The 23,111-nt window shown below is 59.9% G+C and carries 19 protein-coding genes; 7 read left to right on the top strand and 12 right to left on the bottom strand.

The window, feature by feature from the left end; translation table 11 throughout:
* The first annotated feature begins 2 nt into the window (after positions 1 to 2).
* Genes ACOYA6_RS10795 through ACOYA6_RS10775 form a run of 5 tightly spaced genes read left to right on the top strand, consistent with a single transcriptional unit; the run spans position 3 to position 5,173 of the window.
* Positions 3 to 1,619, top strand: a complete 1,617-nt coding sequence (locus tag ACOYA6_RS10795) for an ABC transporter substrate-binding protein (protein WP_138369939.1) — start codon at positions 3 to 5, stop codon at positions 1,617 to 1,619.
* Complete coding sequence (locus tag ACOYA6_RS10790) at positions 1,616 to 2,653, top strand: ABC transporter permease (RefSeq protein WP_422654672.1); 1,038 nt, start codon at positions 1,616 to 1,618, stop codon at positions 2,651 to 2,653. The genes ACOYA6_RS10795 and ACOYA6_RS10790 overlap by 4 nt, the downstream gene beginning before the upstream one ends.
* Entirely contained in the window at positions 2,650 to 3,555 is a 906-nt protein-coding gene (locus ACOYA6_RS10785) for an ABC transporter permease (protein WP_039031102.1), read from the top strand. The genes ACOYA6_RS10790 and ACOYA6_RS10785 overlap by 4 nt, the downstream gene beginning before the upstream one ends.
* Positions 3,527 to 4,390, top strand: coding sequence for an ABC transporter ATP-binding protein (locus ACOYA6_RS10780; RefSeq protein WP_422654671.1), 864 nt, complete (start codon positions 3,527 to 3,529; stop codon positions 4,388 to 4,390). Before ACOYA6_RS10785 ends, ACOYA6_RS10780 begins: the two co-directional genes overlap by 29 nt.
* Before the next feature lie 9 nt (positions 4,391 to 4,399).
* Positions 4,400 to 5,173 (top strand): ABC transporter ATP-binding protein, encoded by a 774-nt coding sequence (locus ACOYA6_RS10775; protein ID WP_422654670.1) that lies wholly within the window; start codon positions 4,400 to 4,402, stop codon positions 5,171 to 5,173.
* 114 nt (positions 5,174 to 5,287) lie between these two features.
* Here ACOYA6_RS10775 and yegS read toward each other — a convergent pair whose 3' ends face one another.
* From yegS to ycgZ, 6 genes are all read right to left on the bottom strand, one after another.
* Positions 5,288 to 6,187 (bottom strand): lipid kinase YegS, encoded by a 900-nt coding sequence (gene yegS / locus ACOYA6_RS10770; protein WP_422654669.1) that lies wholly within the window; start codon positions 6,185 to 6,187, stop codon positions 5,288 to 5,290.
* A gap of 128 nt (positions 6,188 to 6,315) precedes the next feature.
* Positions 6,316 to 6,654, bottom strand: coding sequence for a hypothetical protein (locus ACOYA6_RS23100; RefSeq protein WP_072036699.1), 339 nt, complete (start codon positions 6,652 to 6,654; stop codon positions 6,316 to 6,318).
* A 362-nt stretch (positions 6,655 to 7,016) separates the two neighbouring features.
* On the bottom strand, positions 7,017 to 8,378 hold the full coding sequence (gene trhP, locus ACOYA6_RS10765; RefSeq protein ID WP_139563228.1) for a prephenate-dependent tRNA uridine(34) hydroxylase TrhP: 1,362 nt from the start codon (positions 8,376 to 8,378) through the stop codon (positions 7,017 to 7,019).
* A gap of 173 nt (positions 8,379 to 8,551) precedes the next feature.
* Positions 8,552 to 8,830 carry a biofilm development regulator YmgB/AriR family protein gene (locus ACOYA6_RS10760; protein ID WP_072036700.1) on the bottom strand — a complete coding sequence of 93 codons (279 nt, stop codon included), beginning with the start codon at positions 8,828 to 8,830 and terminating at the stop codon, positions 8,552 to 8,554.
* A 38-nt stretch (positions 8,831 to 8,868) separates the two neighbouring features.
* Positions 8,869 to 9,186 carry a hypothetical protein gene (locus ACOYA6_RS10755; RefSeq protein ID WP_422654668.1) on the bottom strand — a complete coding sequence of 106 codons (318 nt, stop codon included), beginning with the start codon at positions 9,184 to 9,186 and terminating at the stop codon, positions 8,869 to 8,871.
* Positions 9,187 to 9,323: 137 nt separating this feature from the next.
* Positions 9,324 to 9,563 carry a regulatory protein YcgZ gene (gene ycgZ, locus ACOYA6_RS10750; protein WP_039031107.1) on the bottom strand — a complete coding sequence of 80 codons (240 nt, stop codon included), beginning with the start codon at positions 9,561 to 9,563 and terminating at the stop codon, positions 9,324 to 9,326.
* A 303-nt stretch (positions 9,564 to 9,866) separates the two neighbouring features.
* Between ycgZ and ACOYA6_RS10745 the strand changes: the two genes are divergently transcribed.
* The gene (locus ACOYA6_RS10745) at positions 9,867 to 11,093 is read left to right on the top strand and encodes a diguanylate phosphodiesterase (protein WP_422654667.1); all 1,227 of its coding nucleotides are present in this window, start codon (positions 9,867 to 9,869) and stop codon (positions 11,091 to 11,093) included.
* Between the two features lie 108 nt (positions 11,094 to 11,201).
* A complete protein-coding gene (locus ACOYA6_RS10740; protein ID WP_138369945.1) occupies positions 11,202 to 11,945 on the top strand; it encodes a MerR family transcriptional regulator in 744 nt (247 codons plus the stop codon).
* A 36-nt stretch (positions 11,946 to 11,981) separates the two neighbouring features.
* Here ACOYA6_RS10740 and baeR read toward each other — a convergent pair whose 3' ends face one another.
* The 6 genes from baeR to ACOYA6_RS10710 are packed head-to-tail and all read right to left on the bottom strand — an operon-like array spanning position 11,982 to position 22,954.
* Positions 11,982 to 12,707, bottom strand: a complete 726-nt coding sequence (gene baeR, locus ACOYA6_RS10735; protein WP_039031110.1) for an envelope stress response regulator BaeR — start codon at positions 12,705 to 12,707, stop codon at positions 11,982 to 11,984.
* Complete coding sequence (baeS, locus tag ACOYA6_RS10730) at positions 12,704 to 14,107, bottom strand: envelope stress sensor histidine kinase BaeS (protein WP_039031111.1); 1,404 nt, start codon at positions 14,105 to 14,107, stop codon at positions 12,704 to 12,706. The genes baeR and baeS overlap by 4 nt, the downstream gene beginning before the upstream one ends.
* Positions 14,104 to 15,519, bottom strand: a complete 1,416-nt coding sequence (gene mdtD / locus ACOYA6_RS10725) for an MFS transporter (protein ID WP_223073774.1) — start codon at positions 15,517 to 15,519, stop codon at positions 14,104 to 14,106. Before mdtD ends, baeS begins: the two co-directional genes overlap by 4 nt.
* Positions 15,516 to 18,596 (bottom strand): multidrug efflux RND transporter permease subunit MdtC, encoded by a 3,081-nt coding sequence (mdtC, locus tag ACOYA6_RS10720; RefSeq protein WP_422654666.1) that lies wholly within the window; start codon positions 18,594 to 18,596, stop codon positions 15,516 to 15,518. The genes mdtD and mdtC overlap by 4 nt, the downstream gene beginning before the upstream one ends.
* A complete protein-coding gene (locus tag ACOYA6_RS10715; RefSeq protein ID WP_422654665.1) occupies positions 18,597 to 21,722 on the bottom strand; it encodes an MdtB/MuxB family multidrug efflux RND transporter permease subunit in 3,126 nt (1,041 codons plus the stop codon).
* Positions 21,722 to 22,954, bottom strand: a complete 1,233-nt coding sequence (locus tag ACOYA6_RS10710; protein WP_139563223.1) for an MdtA/MuxA family multidrug efflux RND transporter periplasmic adaptor subunit — start codon at positions 22,952 to 22,954, stop codon at positions 21,722 to 21,724. The genes ACOYA6_RS10715 and ACOYA6_RS10710 overlap by 1 nt, the downstream gene beginning before the upstream one ends.
* Between the last annotated feature and the right edge of the window lie 157 nt (positions 22,955 to 23,111).

Below are 23,111 nucleotides of genomic sequence, written 5' to 3'. Positions count from 1 at the left end.
AGATGAAGAAAAACTCCCTCACCGGGGCGTGTTTACTCGCGCTCTCGCTGATGATGGGGAGCGGCGCGGCGTATGCAAAAACGCCGCCCGATCAGCTCATCATCGGTATGAACATGAACAACCTGCTGACCCTCGATCCGGCCGCGATGACCGGCAACGAGGTGGTCGGCATTGTGGTCAATCTCTACGATTCACTGGTGGAGCTCGATCCCAATACCCTCACCAACGTCAAACCGGCGCTGGCGAAATCCTGGGACATCTCGCCGGACGGCAAAACCCTCACCTTCCACCTGCGCGATAACGTGACCTTCCACTCCGGCAACCCGCTTACCGCCGAAGACGTGGTGTGGTCCATGCGTCGCCTGTTGCACCTGAATCTTGCCCAGGCGTCGGTGTGGAAATCTTACGGGTTTTCAAAGAAGAACATCGACCAGCAGGTGAAAGCCCTGGATGACTACACCGTGCAGCTCACCCTGCCGAAGGCCAACGATCCGCAACTGGTGATCTACTCCCTCGGCGCGCTGGGCAATCTTGGCGTGCTGGATCGCAAAACGGTGCTCAGCCACGAGGTGAACAGCGACTGGGGCAACCGCTGGCTGACCACCAACGAAGCCGGTTCCGGACCGTTTATGCTGGAGACCTGGCAGGCAAAAGACGTGCTGCGCATGAAGCGGAACCCGAAATACTGGCGCGAAGAGCCGAAGATGAACCGCGTGGTGCTGCGCCACTTCCAGGAGTCGCAGACCCTGCGCCTGATGGTGGAGAAGGGCGATCTGGATATCGCCAGCAATATGGCGGTGGCCGACATTAACGCCCTGCGTAAGGATCCGCAGCTGACGGTGGAAGCCGTGCAGAAGGGCACGGTCTACTACGTGGCGATGAGCATGAAGGAGGCGCACTTCGCCAATCCGAAGGTGCGCGAAGCGGTGCGCTATCTCATTGACTATCAGGGGATCAACAAGGCGCTGATGCCGGGCTACGGCGTGCTGCACCAGCGGCCGATCAAGGCGGGGATGCCCTCCACGCTGCCGGACCCGGGCTACAAACTCGATATCCCGCGCGCCAAAAAGCTGCTGGCGGAAGCGGGCTACCCGGAAGGCTTCGACACTACCCTGCGGGTGCTGGCGGATCAGCCGTTCCTCAATATCGCCATCGCCGTGCAGTCCACCCTGATGCAGGCGGGGATCAACGCCAAAATCATCACCGGCACCGGGAACCAGATCTACGGCGCGATGCGCGAGCGTAAGTTCGACATGCTGGTCGGGCGCGGCGGCAGCGGCGTGGAGCCGCATCCGCACTCCAGCCTGCGGGCGCTGGTCTACAACCCGGACAACAGCGACGAGGCCCGGCTGACCAACTTCCAGGGCTGGCGTACCAGTTTTTACGACAAGCCGCTGAACGAGATGATCGACAAGGCCCTGCTGGAGCGCGATCCGCAAAAGCAAATCGCCGACTACCAGCAGATTCAGGTGCGCTATGACCAGCTGATCCCGGCGCTGATCCCGCTGTCGCAGATGGTTGATTCGGTGGTGGTGCGTAATGAGGTCAAAAACTTCCAGTCGCATCCGTCCGCCACCACCTTCCTTCGGGAAGTGTACAAAACCGGAGGTGAAAAATGAGTGTAGCGATACTCGCCCCAGGCTCCCGCACCCGGCGTTTTTCAAAGCGCTTAACCCAGGTGCTGGTGACGCTGTTCGGCCTGCTGGTGCTGACCTTTTTCATTGGCCGCGTGATGCCGGTGGATCCGGTGCTGGCGATTGTCGGCCCGGATGCCGACCAGAGCACCTATCAGCAGGTCTACCAGCAGCTGGGCTTTGATAAATCCCTCCTGACCCAGTTTGGGATCTACCTCAACAACCTGCTGCACGGCGATTTTGGCAACGCCCTGCTGACCGGCAAACCGGTGCTGGACGACATTCTGCGCGTCTTCCCGGCGACCCTTGAGCTGGCCACCATGGCGATTATCGTCGGTGCGGGCTTGGGCATTCCGCTGGGGGTGCTGGCGGCGTCGCGTCGTAACAGCGTCTCGGATTACGTGGTGCGCATCATCAGCCTCGCCGGTTACTCCACGCCGATCTTCTGGGTGGGGATGATGGGGCTGTTGCTGTTCTACGCCTGGCTCGGCTGGGTGGGCGGCGCCGGACGGCTGGATTTAGGGCTGGATGGCATTGTACCGCGCCGCACCGGGCTGATGACCGTCGATGCCCTGCTGGCAGGCAATAGCGCGGTGTTCTGGAACGCCATTAACCACCTGGTGCTGCCCGCCTCGCTGCTGGGCTTCCACTCCCTGGCCTACATCAGCCGTATGACCCGCAGCTTTATGCTGGCCCAGCTGTCCCAGGAGTTCATCATCACCGCCCGGGTGAAAGGCTTAACCGAGCGTCAGGTGATCTGGAACCACGCGTTTCGCAACATCCTCGTGCAGCTGCTGACGGTGGTGGCCCTGGCCTACGGCTCGCTGCTGGAAGGGGCGGTGCTGATTGAAACCGTCTTCTCCTGGCCGGGCTTTGGCTCCTATCTTACCGGCAGCCTGCTGCTGGGCGATATGAACGCGGTGATGGGCTGCGTCCTGCTGGTGGGGATGATCTTCGTGATGCTCAACCTGCTCTCCGACATGCTGTATCAACTCTTCGACCCGAGGACGAAATCATGACCGTTTCTCTGGATACACCGCTGCAAGGCGTTCGCAGCGAAGGACGCCAGCGCCTGGCGCGCATGGCCCGCCGCGGCTTCGGCTTTGCCGGGCAGATGGCGCGTAACCCCCTGACGGCTATCGGCGGCGGCATCATCCTGCTGCTGCTGATCGTCGCCGCCTTCGCGCCCTGGATCGCCCCCTACAACCCGCTGGTGCAGGATCTGAATAACGCCCTGGTGTCGCCGAACGCGCAGCACTGGTTCGGCACCGACGAGTTTGGCCGGGATATCTTCAGCCGCCTGGTGTACGGCTCGCGCATCACGCTCTATATCGTGCTGCTGGTGTCGGTCACCGTCGGCCCGCTGGGGCTGCTGCTGGGCGTCACCGCCGGGTACTTTGGCGGCAAGGTGGATGCGGTCCTGATGCGCGTCACCGATATCTTTATCTCCTTCCCGAGCCTGGTGCTGGCGCTGGCGTTTGTCGCAGCGCTCGGCCCGGGGCTGGAACACGTGGTGATCGCCATTACGATCACCGCCTGGCCGCCGATTGCCCGTCTGGCGCGTGCCGAAACCCTCTCCCTGCGCCAGGCCGATTTTATCTCCGCCGTGCGTTTACAAGGGGCGTCTCCGGTACGGGTGCTGTGGCGTCACATCGTGCCGCTGTGCCTGCCGTCGGTGATTATTCGTATCACCATGAACATGGCGGGGATCATCCTGACCGCCGCCGGGCTTGGCTTCCTTGGCCTTGGCGCACAGCCGCCGGAGCCGGAGTGGGGGGCGATGATCTCCAGCGGGCGCACCTACATGATGGAGTGCTGGTGGGTAGTGACTATTCCGGGGCTGGCGATCCTGATTAACAGCCTGGCGTTCAACTTCTTAGGAGATGGCTTACGTGACATCCTCGATCCTCGCAGCAACTGATTTGCCGCTGCTCGACGTGCGCGATCTGCACGTCGACTTTATCAACGGACGCGCGGTCACCAACGCGGTGCGCGGCGTCTCCTTTCAGCTGGGCCGGGAGAAGCTGGCGATAGTCGGCGAGTCGGGCTCCGGGAAATCCACCGTCGGGCGGGCGCTGCTGCGTCTGCATCCGGCAAAGGCGCAGATCGCCGCCACGCGGATGCAGTTTGGCGACGTCGATTTACGCACCGTCAGCGAGGCGCAGATGCGCGGCATTCGCGGCAAGCGCATCTCGATGATCATGCAGGATCCGAAATACTCCCTTAACCCGGTGGTGTGCGTCGGGGATCAGATCGCCGAAGCCTGGCTGACCCACCATCCGGGGCGCAAGGCGGAGGCCAAAGCTAAAGTGCTGGAGATGCTGGACGTGGTGCGTATTCGCCAGCCGGAGCGCGTTTATCACCTTTACCCGCACGAGATCTCCGGCGGGCAGGGACAGCGCATCATGATCGCCATGATGCTGATCACCGACCCGGAGCTGGTGATCGCCGATGAGCCTACCTCGGCGCTGGACGTCTCGGTGCGGCTGCAGGTGCTGGGATTGCTGGACGACTTAGTCCAGTCCCGCGGGCTGGGGCTGATTTTTATCAGCCACGACATCAACCTGGTGCGCAGCTTCTGCGACCGGGTGCTGGTGATGTACGCCGGGCGGGTGGTGGAGTCCATCGCCGCCTGCGATCTGCACAATGCGCAGCACCCCTATACGCAGGGGCTGATTAACGCCCTGCCAGAGATGAACCGCCGCCGCCCGGTGCTGCCGGTACTGCAGCGTCAGGCCAGCTGGCTGACCGAATAAGGAGCAAAGATGATCGAGGTAAAAAACCTGAATCTGGCCTTCGGTGAAGGGGAAAAACGCAGCCAGGTTCTGTACGACGTCAATATTAACGTCCAGCCGGGGGAGATTTACGGCCTGGTGGGGGAGTCGGGTTCCGGCAAAACCACGGTGCTGAAATGCCTGGCGGGGCTGTTCACCCACTGGGAAGGGGCGCTGGCGATTAACGGCCAGCCGCTGGAGCGGCGCATCAGCCCCCAGCGCTGCCGTCTGGTGCAGATGGTGTTTCAGGACCCTTACGGTTCGCTGCACCCCCGGCACACCATCGGCGATATTCTGGAAGAGCCGCTGCAAATTCACGGCATCAACGACCGGGATCGGCGCATTCACGCCCTGCTGGATAAGGTCGGCCTCAATCGCGCCTTCCGCGATCGCTATCCGCATCAGCTTTCCGGCGGCCAGCGCCAGCGCGTGGCGATTGCCCGGGCGCTGATCCTGGAGCCGCAGGTTCTGCTGCTCGATGAACCTACCTCGGCGCTGGATGTGTCGGTACAGGCTGAGATCTTAAACCTGCTGGCGGAGCTGCAGCGCGAGTCGAAACTCACCTATCTGATGGTGACCCACGATCTCGGGGTGATTGCCCATCTGTGCCAGAAGGTGGCGGTGATGCAGTACGGCAAGATCCTCGAAACCCTGTCGGTGGACGATCTGGTGGCAGGGCAGGCCAGAACCGATTACACCCGGATGCTGGTCAACGCCAGCCAGCAGTATTCCCGCGAGATGGCGAGGGAGGTGGCGGTATATTAGTTTTTTGCCCGGCGGCGGAGGTAAAAGCAAAACGGTAACGCATGTTACCGTTTTTAGTGTTTGCACCCTCTCCCGGTGGGAGAGGGTCGGGGTGAGGGCATCAGGCCGCACTTATCAGCGCAGAAGCGGACAATCCGGCGGCAGCCGGCACTGGATCGCCCCTGGCAGGAGCGCGATGCGGAAACGGTCGCCGCTCAGCGGTTCGCCATCGAGATTAAAGGTCATCCCGTGCGGAGCCTGGATTTCAAACCACGCCGACTGTCCATCCACCAGATGCGGGCTGTCCTCCGCTTTGGTCAGGGTGGTGAACAGCGCCGGGAGCAGTTCATCGCCGGTAATGATACGTACCCCGAGCAGCCCGTCGTTGATCAGCGCGTCCGGGCACAGCTGCTGCCCGCCGCCCGCCTGACGGCCATTGCCGATACCAATCACCAGCGCGTTACCCTGCCAGTGGAAGTTCTCGCCGCAGATTTCACACAGATCCGGTTTCAGGGTATCCAGTCGGGACAGGCCGTGGATCAGGTAAGAAACGCCGCCCAGCGCCGCTTTCAGCTTTTCAGGCGTTTCACTGGTAATGCGGGTGCCAAACCCGCCGGTCGCCATATTAATAAAGCAGGTTTCGTCGTTCACCCGGGCAATATCCACCGCCGTGGCTTTACCGGCAATCGCCAGCTGGAGAGCCTTATCGAGCGCCTCCGGGATCCCGGCGCTGGTGGCAAAATCGTTGGCGGTGCCGAGCGGCAGAATGCCCAGCGCAGGACGGTGGTCGCCCTGCAGATTAATCAATGCGGTCGCTACCTCGTTGATGGTGCCATCGCCGCCGCCTGCAATCACCGTCTCGACGCCGAGGGTGCGGGCTTCGTCGATATAGCGCGCCGCGTCGCCTTTTTCCCAGGTCACGCGCACGTGGATATGAACGCCTTCGTCGCGTAAAAGTGTCACCGCCTCGCGCAACAGATCGTTGCCCGCGCTTTTACCATTGAGAATTAATAAACTTGCCGGATAGGTCGCCATCCACGTTGCTCCTGTGCTGATCTTCAAGAAGTGTATCGCAGCGCGGGAAAAAGCGGTTAAGAAGAGGATGAAAGGCGAGAAATTAAATGAGTGGCGAGCTCGGGTTTACGCCACTCGGTCCAGACGGTTTAGGTCGGTAGTGCGCCATAAGGACATAACGCGAACATACAGTGCTGGCGATATGGACAGCGGATAATCAGCCCACCCTCGTTGCCGGGGCAGCCTGAGCTTTCAACAAATGATGACCAAAGTTTTGATGTATACGGGAATGTTCGAAGGATGTGTAACGCTCTGATTTTGCCATCTATAGCAATTCCGAAGGGGCTGGTGACAAGAACCGATCCGGTGCTGATAAAGTAATCTCCTTTATACCAGATTATCAGCCTGAGATTTTTAACGGTGAGTACGTGTATAAAAATTGTTCCAGTACGAGGGCAAACCATCCTGTTTTCAACCACCCAGTACATATATCTCCTCCTTCTCCTTAAGTGAAATTTCATTCGTAAGAAGAATAGCATCTGATATGTGTATGAATACCCTGCCTTTAATAAATTGATAATTAAAGGGGCTTCTCGTCGTAAATAGAAACAAATTTACGTTAAGGGGGGGCAATAGTACGTCAGATGCGCAGAAAGAGAGGAGAGGGGGAATTTCAGACAAAAAAATTAGCCTGCGTAAGGGAGATTACTCAGGCTAAGGAGGTGGTTCCTGGTACAGCTAGCATTTATGGGTTATGTTTTTCAGCGCCTGCAATAATACCCGCATCAAACGCAGCGGTATGTGATCGAATTCTAAGAATCATCTCATACCAAAAAATAACCCCTTTTCACTACTTAGCGTGCGGCGCCTGGGTGTTTTCGCCGTCAAAGTTACGCATCAGCAGCGCGTATTCCAGGTTGATCTCTTCCGGTACTGGCAGCCAGACGGTATGACCGTCGCCCGGCGCGACGGAGACTGACTCGCCTTTGCCGTTCACCATATGCTCCAGAGTAAAGTTGATGTTGCCCTGTGGGGTCATCAACTCCAGGCTGTTGCCCACGAGAAACTTGTTTTTAACCGCCACCGCCGCGAGGTTGCCCTTGCGCTCGCCGGTGAACTCGCCGACAAACTGCTGGCGATCGGAAACGGAGTGGCCGTATTCGTAGTTCTGGTAGTCGTCATGGGTGTGGCGACGCAGGAAGCCCTCGGTGTAGCCGCGATGCGCCAGCCCTTCCAGAGTTTGCAGCAGGGTACTGTCGAAGGGTTTGCCTGCCGCCGCGTCGTCAATCGCCTGGCGATAAACCTGGGCGGTACGCGCGCAATAGTAGTAGGACTTGGTGCGGCCTTCGATCTTCAGGGAGTGCACGCCCATCTGGGTCAGGCGCTCAACGTGGGCGATGGCGCGCAGATCTTTGGAGTTCATGATGTAGGTGCCGTGCTCGTCTTCGAACGCGGTCATGTATTCACCCGGGCGCTGGGCCTCTTCAATCATAAACACGCTGTCGGTAGGTGCCCCGATGCCCAGCGTCGGCTCAATGTTCTGCACCGGAATAGGCTCGTGCTTGTGGACGATATTGCCCACCTCATCCTGCTTGCCTTCCTGGACGTTATATTCCCAGCGGCAGGCGTTGGTGCAGGTGCCCTGGTTCGGGTCACGCTTGTTGATGTAGCCGGAGAGCAGGCAGCGGCCGGAGTAGGCCATGCACAGTGCGCCGTGGACGAAAATTTCCAGCTCCATGTCCGGCACCTGGGTGCGGATCTCTTCGATCTCTTCCAGTGACAGTTCGCGGGACAGAATCACCCGGGTCAGCCCCATCTGTTTCCAGAATTTTACCGTCGCCCAGTTCACGGCATTAGCCTGCACCGAGAGGTGAATGTCCATCTCCGGGAAATGCTCCCGCACCAGCATGATCAAACCCGGGTCCGACATAATCAGCGCGTCCGGGCCCATCTCTACCACCGGTTTCAGGTCGCGGATAAAGGTTTTCAGCTTGGCGTTATGCGGGGCGATATTCACCACCACGTAGAATTTTTTACCCTGCGCGTGGGCTTCGTTGATGCCGAGCTGCAGATTCTCGTGGTTGAATTCGTTATTACGCACGCGCAGGGAGTAGCGCGGCTGGCCCGCATAAACGGCATCGGCGCCGTAGGCGAAAGCGTAACGCATATTTTTCAGCGTTCCCGCCGGGGAGAGGAGTTCCGGTTTAAACATGTTCGTTCTCGTTCTGATGACAGGTCAGATGCGCACACGGGTGGGCGCCGGGAGGAGATCCCATACATTAAGGGCGGGCATTGTAGCGCTGCGGGAAGGGGAGGTAAACCATTGAGTGAGTAAAGGCCGACGGCAGGACAGTACCGTCGGCGTTTAGCTCAGGGATGGGGCAATCAGAGGTCGTCCTGGGTATGATCGACAATAATTTCCAGGGTCTTACGAATGATATCGGCGCGGACAACGTCGCGCGTAGACTCGATCTCATGGATCAAACGTAAAATAATCGCTTTATTAGTCAGCGGTTCCTTCGCATCCAGAATGGCGCCTGTCACAGTTTGAAGCAGCGCCCACTCTTCGGCCAGCAAACCACCGGCACTACGAAAGTAGTTGGACAATGCAGCATTGGGCAGTTCATCGTAAAAGTCATTTTTCTGGAGCATAGCCTGGCTCATAGTGTCACACCGGTTCAGTTAATAAATTAATGGTGCAGTTAATGCTTATTCCTGTTGGCTTGCGGGCTATTGCCAAACAGGGGATACACATTGCTGCTGCTGTGTCGACCATCCGTGTCCCACTCCTGCTGCTCACTTTTGGTATTACGCCGGGTGCCACCCTTACCATCGTTGGAAATTTCCAGAATAATTTGGGATAGCACGTTCCGCCGCTGCCCGTCCCGCTCAATCGATAACATCTGTTGCAGCCTCTCCAGCAACAGCTTCATGCTTATGGGGCCGTTATCTTTGAGCAAAGAAAGAGTAGCTTCGCCAATAAGTTCGTCAGTTAATCGTTCATGGTCACTTCTGTTCATAACTACGTCTCTGTCGCCGCATCTTCCTGCAGGAAGAGATGCGGCATAAAGTCAGTCTGTCGTGACAGTATAAAAAATCTGTCGCAAAGAAAAAACTGACTCAAAAAACAAGGTAATCATATGCTGTGGCGTATCGTTTATCGATCAAACAGCAGGCCAACCAGCGTCTGATAACGGCTCTCCTCTTCCCGATCCGAAGCCTGGTCCATCCGGTAAAGCAGACGGGTACAAATGGCTTTTCGATTGAGGATTTTTCCTTCCCGTAGAATTTCAACCACAATTTGACCCAGCGTCTCCTGCTGGGAGGGTTGGTTTGCTTTGTTAAAGTACTGGGCAATGGCATTGGCTGTGTTCGGTGAGTACCCGTTCTCGCGCATATGTCACTCCTGAAATCCGCTGTATTTAGAAGGTTAATATCTTGTTAACTTGTAAATACTGTACACACCAATTGTACAAGTTAACAAATATATTTTTACCATTACGTGCTAATCCATATTATTCAGTAAGTTAAAATAGATAAAATTTGTAAAACAAGCTAAAAAGATTGTACATTGGCGACGATTTTTGTCGTTATGGCGGGTACAGGTGACGGAATTTACTTCGTCCGGGGAAGCTTATAAGAAGTTAAGCGAACCATCTGATACTGTGGACTTTCATTCACCTCCTCTATTGGAAACCCTATGCTCACTACCATCATTTACCGTAGTCATTTTCGTGACGACGTACCGGTTACCGTGCTGGAAGACATGGTTGTTGCAGCAAATGAAAAAAACAAAGAAGCCGGGGTTAGCGGCATTCTTCTGTTTACTGGCAAGCTCTTTTTTCAGCTGCTCGAAGGACCTGAGGAGAATGTAAGAGCCATTTACCGCGCGATCTGTGAAGACCCGCGTCACCACAACGTGGTGGAACTGTTGTGCGATTATTCCCGCGCCCGGCGCTTCGGCAAGTACGGCATGGAACTGTTTGATTTACGCCACTATGACCGTCACGAAGTGCTGCAAAACGTGCTGGACAAGGGCACCACAAAGTACCAGATGTTTTATAACGACAGGGCGCTGCACTTCTTCAGAACCTTCGTCGAGGAGAGTGAAAAAGAGAACTACTTTGAGCTGCCGTCAGGGGACCATTGGGTGTTTGTTCCTGATAGCGAAGATCCCAGCGTACGCACCCTGCCGGGGCGTTACAGCGAGTCGTGCAGCTTCGCGTTCCAGCCGATTATCGACCCGCTGGCCCGCGAAGTTGTCTCTCTCGAAGCCCTGATCCGCACCCCGGAAGGGGAGCCTGCCCAGCGCTGGTTTGAGGGGCTGGAAGGGGATGCTGTTTATGAAGCCGACCTTAAAAGCAAGAGCGTTGCCTTTGCGATGGCAAAGGAGCTGGGGCTGGGTGAACAGAGCCTGTCAGTGAACCTTTTACCGATGACGCTGGTCAATATTCCCAACGCGGTCGACTATCTGATTCGTGAGATAGAGGCCAACGGACTGGTGGCAGAGCAGATTGTGGTGGAGTTTACCGAGCACGAAGTGATCTCCCGTCTGGATGAGTTCACCGGTGCGGTACGCGAGTTAAAAGCCGCAGGTATTGGCGTCGCGATTGACCACTTTGGCGGTGGTTTTGCCGGTCTGCTGTTGCTGGCGCAGTTCCAGCCAGACAGAATTAAGATTAATCGCGATCTGATTCGCGACGTTCACAAGAGCGGACCGCGGCAGGCAATTGTGCTCGCGATCATAAAATGTTGTACAGCTTTAGAAATTCTGATCTCCGCAGTGGGTATCGAGCAGCCGGAAGAGTGGATGTGGCTCGAATCTGCAGGCGTTTCTCAGTTCCAGGGGCACCTGTTTGCCCACCCTGAACTGGCCGGGATCCCGCCAGTTTCGTGGCCTGAGCCGCGCGAGGAGGTTCTTCTTTAACCTTCACCGGGCAGTGATACAATTCTGTTGTACAATATAACGAGTTGTACAGCCCGGTGAGATTCGTTACCTTGAACGATGAATATATTGATCAGCCATGAGGAATTGATGGCCTTTTACAGTATTGGCGATGTGGCAGAACGTTGCGGCATCAACCCCGTCACTCTGCGTGCGTGGCAGCGCCGGTATGGCCTGCTAAAGCCGCAGCGTAGTGAAGGCGGACATCGGCAATTTGATGACGACGATCTACAGCGCATTGAAGAGATCAAGCGCTGGATTGAGCGTGGCGTACCGGTGGGTAAGGTAAAAGCCCTGCTGGATGGGGACAAAGCCCCTGAGCCAGGGAACTGGGGTGTGCTGCAGGAAGAGATGATGGGCACGCTGCGCCAGGTGAACCCGGCTAAATCGCGGGCGCAGATCGCGATTTTCTGTCAGCACCATCCTGTGGACGTCCTGATCGACAACGTGTTTATTCCCGTGCGGGAGACCTTAAGCCTTGACCACGCTACCGCGCGCATTATGGGCAGCATGCTGGACGGCATTCTGATCGAACAGGCGATCACCAGCCTGACCGATTCGCGTACCAAAGCGGGCAGGGATGCGTTGCTCATTGGCTGGGGGGTTGAGGATCGTACCCGCCTGTGGATGGAGGCGTGGCGTCTGTCGCACCGGGGGTGGCGCATCAACGTCTTTGCTGAACCGCTGGAGTTACCCCATCCGGAGTTCTTCCCGGGCCAGCATATTCTCGTCTGGGCAGGTAAAACCCTGTCGGATGAACAGCGCCAGCAGCTGGAGCACTGGCAAAAGCAGGGTTATGTCATTACGGCGCACGGGGCGGCTGACGTCCTCTGATGCCATTACCCGCCGCAGCGGGTAATTTTTCTTCCTTCACCCGCCGATCCGGCAGGCATCCGCTTCCCAGCGATACCCCACACCGTATACCGCGCGAATAAACGACTGCTCGGCATCCAACGCTTCCAGCTTGCGGCGCAGATTTTTGATATGGCTGTCGATGGTGCGATCCGTCACCACCCGGTAATCGTCATACAGATGGTTCAGCAGCTGCTCGCGGGAGAACACTTTCCCCGGCTCGCTGGACAGGGTTTTCAGCAGGCGGAATTCCGCCGGCGTCAGGTCCAGCAGCTTGCTGCGCCAGCTCGCCTGGAAACGGCCTTCGTCGATAATAAGCGGACTTTCCGCATCCAGCGCCTGTAGCTCACGGTGCGGCTTGCAGCGGCGCAGAATGGTCTTCACCCGGGCCACCACCTCGCGCGGGCTGTAGGGTTTGCAGATATAATCATCGGCGCCGATCTCCAGCCCCAGCAGGCGGTCGATCTCTTCGATTTTGGCGGTCACCATCACAATCGGCACCTCGGAGAAGCGGCGGATCTCCCGGCACAGGGTCAGGCCGTCGGTGCCCGGCAGCATCAGGTCGAGCAGGATCAGATCCGGCGGGGTCTGGCGCACGTAAGAGAGCACCTGATCGCCATGGCTGATAAGCGACGGGGCATAGCTCGCCGCCCGCAGATAGTCGATTAATAACTGCCCAAGCTTAGGCTCGTCCTCCACAATCAGGATGCGGGGTGTGTTTTCGTCAATGGGTAACTCAGTCATGCTTCTCTCGATAAATCGCGTTCCAGCGGTAGCTCTACTGTAATGCTAACCCCGCCAAAAGGCGAATGGGCGGCACGGAGGGTGCCGCCGTGGGCTTCAACGATGTTCACGCAGATCGCCAGCCCCAGCCCGGAGCCGCCGCTGGCGCGGTTGCGGGACCCTTCGGTGCGGTAAAAGCGCTCAAACAGCTTGTTGAGCTGCTCGTCAGAGACGCCGGGCGCGGTGTCGGCAAAGGTCAGGGCGAAGCGTTGCTCTTCACATTTGCCGGAGATGCGCAGCGCGCCGCCCGCGTCGGTGTAGCGCAGGCAGTTTTCCAGCAGATTGTTGAACAGCTGCATCAGCCGGTCGCGATCGCCAAACACCACCGCGTGTTCCGGCAGCGACAGCTCAATGCGCAGATCCCGGCTGGCAAAGCGCTCCCGGAAGACACCGCTGGCCATCTCCAGAATATTAATCACATCCACCGGCGCTTTCTGATAGGCCAGCGCCCCTTCGTCGGACATCGACAGCTGATGCAGATCGTCCACCAGCTTGGTGAGGGTGCCCACTTCCGCCTGCAATGAGGTCACCGATTCCGGCGTAAACTTACGCACCCCGTCCTGGATCGCCTCCAGCTCGCCGCGCAGCACCGCCAGCGGGGTGCGCAGCTCGTGGGAGATATCGGCCATAAAGTCCCGGCGCATCTGCTGATTCTTCTCAAGGGTGCTGGCGAGCTGGTTAAAGTCCTGCGCCAGCTTGCCCAGTTCGTCCTGGCTGCGGGTATCGACGCGGGTGGAAAAATCCCCCGCCGCCAGCCGGTGGGTGCCGTCCACCAGCCGCTTGACCGGCGCCAGCAGGCCGCGCGCCAGCGGGAAGGTGGCCAGCGCCGCCAGCAGGGTGGACAGGGCCACAATCAGCCAGCTGGTCTGGCGCTGCTGGCGGTCAAAGTTGATGTCGGTATTGCGCGTCAGCCGTTCCACGGGGGAGGCGATCACCCAGCCGACGGCATTGCCGTTCACCGTAATGGCCCGCCTGGTACCGTCCGGCGGCACCGGGGCGCGCGGGCCGACCAGCACCCGCATATCCTGGTCGATTACCCAGAACTGGGTGCGCCAGCCGTGTGGCGGCATGCCGGGGCCGGGGCGATCGTCGTCGGTGTCGTGCTCCAGCGAGCGCAGGATCTGAAAGACAAAGCGGTCGTTGTTGCGTAAAAAGCGCCAGTTGCCGTGCAGGGCGTACTGCTCGGCGAGGGCATCGCTCAAGCCCTGCAGCCGCTGCTCGTTGCCGTGTTTGATGTAGTCGATAAAGCCGCGCTCAAAGCTGACCCGCACCGCCCAGTGCATGGTGATCAGCAGGACAATACAGGTGGCGAAAATGGCCAGAAACAGCTTGCCGGTAATGCCCGGTCGCCAGAACTTCATGGTTCACTCCTTTTGCGCCGCCTGATGACGACATTCTTGCTGGTATCATCCGGAACCCGGGCGAAAATAAAGGCCGGCAGGGCGATGATCAGCGCCATGCTCAGGTAGGTGTAGAGGAACACCTGATGGACGACGGCGCTGTCGGCGGTGAGCTGGTGCTGCCCGTACATGCCCAGCAGCAGCCCGGCAATGGTGACCCCGACGCTCATTGACAGCTGCATGATCATCGACAGCAGGCTGTTGCCGCTGCTCGCCTGCTCATCGGGCAGGTCTTTCAGCGTCAGGGTATTCATGGAGGAGAAGCGGATGGAGTTGATCATCCCCTGGCAGAAGAGCACCAGCGGCAGGACGTAGTACCAGCCCAGCAGCGCGACGGCCATGAACAGCAGGCTTACCAGCGCCAGTCCCAGCGTGGCGGATACCAGCACCCGGCGATAGCCAAAGTAGTTCACCACCTGCACCACAATGCGCTTCATCCCCATGCTGCCGAGCACCATCGGGATCATCATCAGCCCGGCGTGGAACGGCGAAAAGCCGAGGCCAATCTGCAAAAAGACCGGGGTCATAAACGGCAGCATGCCGCTGCCGATGCGCCCTGCCAGGCTGCCGAGCAGCCCCAGGCGGTAGGTGGTGTTCTGAAACAGCGTCAGGCTGAACAGCGCCCGGTCGTTACCCCTGGCGTGCCACAGATACCACAGAATCGACACCACCCCGATAGCCACCAGCCCGGCCAGCGCCAGCGGGGAGATCCCGAGCCCCTTTTGTCCGTCCAGCGCCAGGGTCAGGGTCGCCATCCCCGCCGCGAGCAGGAAAAAGCCCACCAGGTCAAAGCGCCGGGTCTGCATTTTGTAGTTCGGCATCAGACACAATGTGGCAATCGCCCCGATGATGCCCACCGGCAGGTTAATCAGGAAGATCCAGTGCCAGGAGGCATACTCCACCAGCACGCCGCCAAGGGCCGGGCCCAGCAGCGGCCCCACCTGGCCGGGCAGGGTGACGAAGGTCATCGCCGCCATATACTGCTCGCGCGGCACAATCTTCATCACCGTCAGCCTGCCCACCGGCACCATCATCGCCCCGCCGACGCCCTGCAGCACCCGGGCCATGACCAGCTCGTTCAGCGTCTCCGCCCGGGCGCAGAACAGCGACCCGGCGGTAAACAGCACGATGGCGGTAAAGAAGATATTGCGCACCCCCACTTTGTCCGCCAGCCAGCCGCTGGCGGGCAGCATCACCGCCACCGTCAGCACGTAGGCGACAATCACCATGTGCATATGCAGCGGGCTTTCCCCGAGGCTTTTCGCCATGGAGGGGAGGGCGGTATTGACGATGGTCGTATCCAGCGACTGCATAAAGAAGCCGAAGGCGACAATCCACAGCTGCCAGCGAACGTTAGCGGGAAGATCGGTCATGGGCCTGTTACCGTCTCGTTGGGTTTACGGGAAAAACGCACCCGCAGGCGGTCGAAGAACAGATAGACCACCGGGGTGGTGTACAGCGTCAGCAGCTGGCTCATCACCAGCCCGCCGACAATAGTGATCCCGAGCGGCTGGCGCAGCTCCGCGCCATCACCGCTGGAGATCACCAGCGGCAGGGCGCCAAACAGCGCCGCCAGGGTGGTCATCATGATCGGGCGAAAACGCAGCAGGCAGGCCTGGAAGATGGCGTCCTGCGGCGTCATGTTGCCGTTGCGCTGGGCCTCCAGGGCAAAGTCGACCATCATGATGGCGTTTTTCTTCACGATGCCGATTAACAGCATAATGCCTATCAGCGCAATCAGGCTGAACGGCGCGCCAAACAGCTCCAGCGCCAGCAGCGCGCCCACCCCCGCCGACGGCAGGGTGGAGAGAATGGTCAGGGGATGAATATAGCTCTCATACAGCACCCCGAGCACGATATAGACCGTGGCAATGGCCGCCAGGATCAGGATCACCTGCGATTTCATGGTCTCCTGGAACACCTGGGCGGTACCGGCGAAGCTGCCGCGCACCGAGGACGGCACGCCAAGCTGGGTCATGGTGCGGGTGATGGCCTCGCTGGCCTCCGACAACGACGAGCCGGTCGGCAGGTTAAACGATACGGTCGACGCCGCCGACAGCCCCTGGTGGTTCACCGACAGCGGCGCGTTAGCGGGCTGCCAGTGGGCAAAGTAGGAGAGGGGGATCGCCTTGCCGTCGTTATTAATCACAAACATCTTATCCAGCGCGCTGATGTCCTGGGTATAGCGCGGATCGACCTCCATCACCACCTTGTACTGGTTCATCGGCTGGTAGATGGTGGAGATCTGCCGCTGGCCGAAGGCGTTATTCAGCAGGCTGTTGGCGGCGCTCACGTCAATGCCCAGCCGCGACATGGTTTCACGATCGTAGGTTAAGGCCATCTCCGCGCCGTTGTTCTGGCTGTCGGAGTTCACGTCCGCCAGCTGCGGTAATGCCGCCAGCGCCTTGCGGATCTTCGGCTCCCACTCCCGCAGCGCGGCGAGATCGTCCGACAGCAGGGTGTACTGATAGCTGGCGTTAGACTGACGCCCGCCGACGCGGATATCCTGCACCGCCACCAGGAACATATTCGCTCCCGGCTCTTTGGACAGTTTCACCCGCAGGCGGTCGATCACCTGCTGCGCGGTTTCGTTACGCGCGTCACGGGACTTCAGGGTGATAAACATCATCCCGCTGTTTACCCGCGAGCCGCCGGTGAAGCCGGTAACGTTATCCACCGCCGGGTCTTCGCGTATGATCTTCATAAAGTCCTGCAGCTTGCCGCGCATCGCCTGGAAGGAGATGCTCTGGTCAGCCTGGATCCCGCCCATCAGCACCCCGGTGTCCTGCTCCGGGAAGAAGGTTTTCGGGATGGAGATATACATCCAGACGTTGAGAGCGATGGTGCCCACCAGCACCAGCCCGACGACCCGGGTATGGTTCAGCACCCATTTCAGCGATTTCCCGTAGCCCGTCTGCAGGGCCATCAGCATTCGGCCAAAGCCTTTTTTGCGCGGCTGCGACTGCGGCGGACTACGTTTGAGCATCCAGCCGCACATCATCGGCGTCAGGGTCAGGGACACCAACAGCGAGATGCCAATCGCCACCGACAGCGTCACCGCAAATTCCCGCAGCAGACGCCCCGGCAAGCCGTCCATCAGCAGTAGGGGCAGGAACACCGCCACCAGCGACAGGCTCATGGAGAGCACCGTAAAGCCCACTTCCCGTGAGCCCTGTAACGCCGCCTGCAGCGGCTTCATCCCCGCTTCGAGATGGCGCGAGATGTTCTCCAGCACCACGATGGCGTCATCCACCACAAAGCCAGTGGCGATGGTCAGGGCCATCAGCGACAGGTTGTTGAGGCTAAAGCCGCACAGATACATGGCGGCGAAGGTACCAATCAGCGACACCGGCACGGCGACAGCCGGGATCAGCGTCGCGCGCCCGGAGCGCAGAAACAGGAACACCACCAGGATCACCAGCGCTACCGAGACGATCAGCGACTGCTCCACCTCCTCCAGCGAGGCGCGAATGGTGGGGGAGCGATCCTGGGCAATCTGCAGATCGATGGCCGCCGGAATGGTCTCCTGCAGCTCCGGCAGACGGGCGCGGATGCTGTTCACCGTCTCAATGATATTGGCTTCCGGCAGCTTGCGGATCATCAGCAGAATGGCCGGTTTAGCGTTGGTCATCCCGGCGTTACGCACGTCCTGCACCGAGTCGGTGACGCTGGCCACGTCGCTCAGGCGCACCGCCGCACCGTTGTTGTAGTGAATGATTAACGGCTGGTACTCCGCCGCGGTTTTCAGCTCGTCGTTGGTCTGGATCTGCCAGCGGCGGCTGCCATCCTCCACCGACCCCTGCGGCCTGCGCACGTTGGCGTTGCTGATGGCGCTGCGCACGTCATCCAGCGACACGCCCTGATTAAACAGCGCCTGCGGATTCAGCCCCACGCGCACCGCGGGCAGGGAGCTGCCGCCAACGTCCACGTCGCCCACGCCGTCGATCTGGGCGATGGTCTGCGCCAGCTGGGTGGAGGCGAAGTCGTACAGCTGCCCCTGAGAGTAAGTGTCCGAGGTGAGCGTCAGGATCATGATCGGCGCATCGGACGGGTTGGCTTTGCGGTAGGTCGGACGGCTCGGCATGCCGCTTGGCAGCAGGCTCTGCGCGGCGTTGATGGCCGCCTGCACGTCACGCGCCGCGCCGTTGATGTCGCGGTTAAAGTTAAACTCAAGGATGATGCGCGTACTGCCGAGCGAGCTGCTGGAGGTCATCTCGTTGACCCCGGCGATGCGCCCGAGGGAGCGCTCCAGCGGCGTAGCCACCGACGAGGCCATGGTCTCCGGCGACGCGCCCGGCAGGGAGGCGCTGATCATGATCACCGGGAAATCCACCTGCGGCAGCGGGGCCACCGGCAACAGCCGGAAGCCGAGCACGCCGCAGAGCGTAATGGCAAGCGAGATTAAAATCGTCGCCACCGGGCGGTAAATGAAGAGGGCGAAAAACTTCACTTACGCCTCCTCTTCTTCACGTTTCGGGAAGCGGCTTTTACTCCACAGGGCCAGGCGGTCAAACAGCAGGTAGATCACCGGCGTGGTGAACAGGGTTAACACCTGGCTCACCAGCAGACCGCCCACCATGCCGATCCCTAACGGACGACGCAGCTCGGCACCCACGCCGGTGCTGAGCATCAGCGGCAACGCGCCTAACAGGGCAGCAAGCGTCGTCATCAGGATCGGGCGGAAACGCAGCAGACAGGCCTGGAAAATCGCGTCACGCGGCGACATCCCCTGCTCGCGCTCGGCGGCGAGAGCAAAGTCGATCATCATGATGGCGTTTTTCTTGACGATACCGATCAGCAGAATAATCCCGATAATGGCAATCACATCCAGTTCGCTGCCCGCCAGCATCAGTGCCAGCAGCGCCCCCACGCCTGCGGTGGGCAGGGTCGAGAGAATGGTGATCGGGTGGATAAAGCTCTCATACAGCACGCCCAGCACGATATACATCGCCACCACCGCGGCGACGATCAGCCAGATGGTGCTCCCGAGCGCGGCCTGAAACGCCAGGGTACTGCCCTGGAATTTGGTCTGGATGTCGGTCGGGAAGCTGAGGTTTTTCTCCGCATCGGTAATCGCCTGCACCGCCTCGCCCAGGGAGTAGTCGTCCGGGACGTTAAACGAAATGGTGGTGGACGGGAACTGATCCAGATGGTTCACCGCCAGCGGCGTATAGCGCTCTTCCACTTTGGCAATGGCGCTCAGCGGCACAATCCCGCCACTGCTGCTGGTCAGGCGAACGGTATCCAGCCCTGCCAGCCCCGGCGTCTGCCGGGTGTCGTGCTCCAGTACCACCCGGTACTGGTTGGCCTGGGTGTAGATGGTGGAGATCAGACGCTGGCCGAAAGCGTTGTAGAGCGCGTTATCGACGTCCGCCATGGTAATGCCGAGGCGGCTGGCGCTGTCACGATCGACGTTGATATACGCCGCCAGACCTTTATCCTGCCAGTCGCTGCTGACGTCGGAGAGCTGCGGCAGCTGCTGGAGCTCGTCCACCAGCTGCGGCACCCAGGTGCTGAGGGCATCGAGGCTGGTGGCCTGCAGCGTAAACTGATACTGGGTGCGGCTCACGGTGGTGTCGATGGTCAGATCCTGGGTCGGCTGCAGGTACAGCTCCACGCCCGGCACCTTCGCCACGGCGCTCTGCAGTCGCTCAATCACCGTGTTAACCCGGTCGTCGCGATCGTCCAGCGGCTTGAGGTTGATCTGCAGGCGGGCGCTGTTCAGGGACGGGTTAGTGCCATCCACGCCGACAAAGGCGGTCAGGCTCTCTACCGCCGGATCTTTCATGATCACCTCGGACACCGCCTGCTGGCGCTGGGCCATGCTGGCAAACGACACCGACTGCGGCGCCTGCAAGGTGCCCTGAATAATGCCGTTATCCTGGATCGGGAAGAAGCCTTTCGGGATCATCACCCACAGCAGCACGCTCAGGGCGAGGGTGCCCAGCGCCACGCCGAGGGTCGCCCATGGATGGTTGAGCACTTTTGCAAGCATGCGTCCGTAGGCGGCGATGATCCGCTCGAACATCCGCTCCGAGGCGCGGGAGAAACGGTTCTGCTTGCGCAGGGATTCATGGCTCAGCATCCGGGCGCACATCATCGGCGTCAGGGTCAGGGAGACCACCGCCGAGATCAGAATTGCCACCGCCAGCGTCACCGCAAACTCGCGGAACAGACGCCCGACGATATCACCCATAAACAGCAGCGGGATCAGCACCGCAATCAGCGAGAAGGTGAGGGAGATGATGGTAAAGCCGATCTCACCGGCCCCCTTCAGCGCCGCCGCCAGCGGTTTTTCGCCTTTTTCGATATAGCGGGAGATGTTCTCGATCACCACAATGGCGTCATCCACCACGAAGCCGGTGGCGATGGTCAGGGCCATCAGCGTCAGGTTGTTGATCGAGAAGTCGAGAAACACCATTACCGCGAAGGTGCCGACCAGCGACAAGGGCACCGCCACCGCCGGGATAATGGTCGCCGGGACGTTACGCAGGAACAGGTAGATGATCATCACCACCAGCGCAATCGCCAGCATCAGCTCAAACTGGGTGTCGCTGACCGAGGCGCGAATATTGGTGGTGCGATCCGACAGCACCTTGACGCTGACCGATTTCGGCAGGCTGTCGATGAGCGTGGGCAGCATGGTGCGGATGCTGTCAGCGGTATCAATGATGTTCGCCCCCGGCTGACGCTGGACGTTCATCACGATCGCCTGCTGCTTGTTAGCCCAGGCCCCCAGCCAGCTGTTTTCTGCCCCTTGCTCGACGGTTGCCACATCGCCGAGGCGGATCGGCGCGCCGTTCTGGTACGCGACAATCAGCTGGCGATACTCATCGGCAGACTGCATCTGATCGTTGGCGGAAAGCGTTACTGCCCGGGTCGGGCCATCAAGAGAGCCTTTCGCCGAGTTAACGTTGGCGTTGCTGATGGCGGTGCGGATGGTTTCGCTGGTCAGCCCGAGAGAGGCAATGGCCTGGGCGTTGAGCTTCACGCGAACCGCCGGGCGCTGGCCGCCGGAGAGGGTCACCAGCCCGACGCCGGAGACCTGGGAGATCTTCTGCGCCACGCGGGTTTCCACCATGTCTTCAACCTGGGTCATCGGCATGGCGGAGGAGGTGACGGCGAGGGTCATGATCGGCGGATCCGCCGGGTTAACCTTGCTGTAGACCGGCGGGTTAGGCAGGTCGGAAGGCAGCAGGTTGGTGGCGGCGTTGATCGCGGCCTGAACCTCCTGCTCGGCGACGTCCAGGGAGAGGCTCAGCTGGAACTGCAGCGTCACCACCGACGCGCCGCCGGAGCTCTGGGAGGACATCTGCTTCAGGCCCGACATCTGCCCGAACTGGCGCTCCAGCGGGGCGGTAATGGCCGAGGTCACCACGTCCGGGCTGGCGCCCGGGTAGAGCGTCACCACCTGAATGGTGGGGTAATCCACTTCCGGCAGGGCAGAGACCGGCAGGAAGCGGTAGCCGATGATCCCCGCCAGCAGGATCGCCACCATCAACAGCGTGGTGGCGACGGGGCGCAGGATAAACAGGCGCGACGGGCCGCCCGTGGCGCTCGGAGGCATTACCTGCATCAGGCGTCCGCTCCCTGTTTTTTATGTTCGCGTTTCGCAGGCTCAGCAGGGGTATCGGTGTGGGCTTCCACCACTTCCACTTTTGCCCCTTCGGTCAGACGGTCAATACCGTCGGTCACCACCCGGTCGCCTGCCGACAGTCCGGCGGCAATCACCACGTTCTGGCTGTCCTGAATACCCGGTTTCACCAGATGTTTGCTGACTTTGTTGTCGCTGTTCAGCACCCAGACGAAGTTGCCTTCGTTACCCATCTGCAGCGCCGCGGTCGGGATCACCACCGCGTTCTCTTCGGTCGCCACCAGCATGCGGGCGTTAACGAACTGGTTCGGGAACAGGGCGTCGTCCTGATTGCTGAAGCGCGCTTTCAGCTTGATGGTGCCGGTGGTGGTGTCGATCTGGTTATCGAGGCTCAGCAGGGTACCGTCGCTGAGCTTCTGCTTGTTGGCGCGATCCCAGGCTTCAACGGTTAAGGTCTGGCCCGCTTTCTGCGCCTGGATGACGGTCGCGATATCGCTTTCCGGCAGGGTAAACACTAAATCGATAGGGTGGGTCTGGGTCAGCACCACAATCCCGGTGGTATCTCCGCTGGAGATCTGGTTGCCAATATCCACCTGTTTTAAGCCCACGCGCCCGTCAATCGGGGCGGTGATGCGGCTCCAGTCGAGCTGCAGCTGTGCGCTGGCGACGGCGGCCTGATCGGCTTTGATGGTGCCGAGGCTTTCGCTGACCAGCGCCTGCTGGGCGTCAAGCTCCTGACGGGAGACGAGGTTGGTTTTTACCAGCTGCTGGAAACGGGCCAGATCGCGGCGGGCATTGGCGAGGGTGGCCTGATCTTTGGCCAGCTGTCCCTGAGCCTGGGCCAGCGCAACCTTGAACTGGCTGGGATCGACTTCGGCCAGCAGATCGCCGGCTTTCACCTGTTGCCCTTCCTGGAAGTGCAGGGCGATCAGCTGTCCGTCGACGCGGCTGCGCACGGTGACGGTGTTGGCGGCGGTAATGGTGCCGAGGCCGGAGAGATAGCGCGGCACGGATTTACTGACTGCGGTCGCGGCCTGTACCGGCGCCAGCGGGCCGCTGCGCATCCCGTGGCGTCCACCGCCCGCCGGGCGCTGCGTCTGGCTCGACGCACCGGCAGGTGCAGGACTCTTTTGGTGCCAGTACCACGCGGCGGCAAGGGCCACCACAATGATGCCAGCGGCGATTACCCAGCGGGATTTATTGCGGCCTTTCATCGTTATATGTTCTCGTCCTGAAACAGTGCGGAAAATAATACTAGTTTAGTGAGGCAATTGAGCGGAAAAATGGAGGAAATATGAAAGACTGTCTGGATTTGTCTGAATGGAGGTAAAAGCAAAACGGCAACGCCAGTTGTCGTTTTTAGGGTGTTCT

Origin of the sequence: Leclercia barmai (assembly GCF_049312895.1) — a bacterium.
Taxonomy (GTDB): Bacteria; Pseudomonadota; Gammaproteobacteria; order Enterobacterales; family Enterobacteriaceae; genus Enterobacter; species Enterobacter barmai.
The sequence above is the reverse complement of the archived record's forward strand: the minus strand, read 5'-3'. Positions and strand labels throughout refer to the sequence as shown.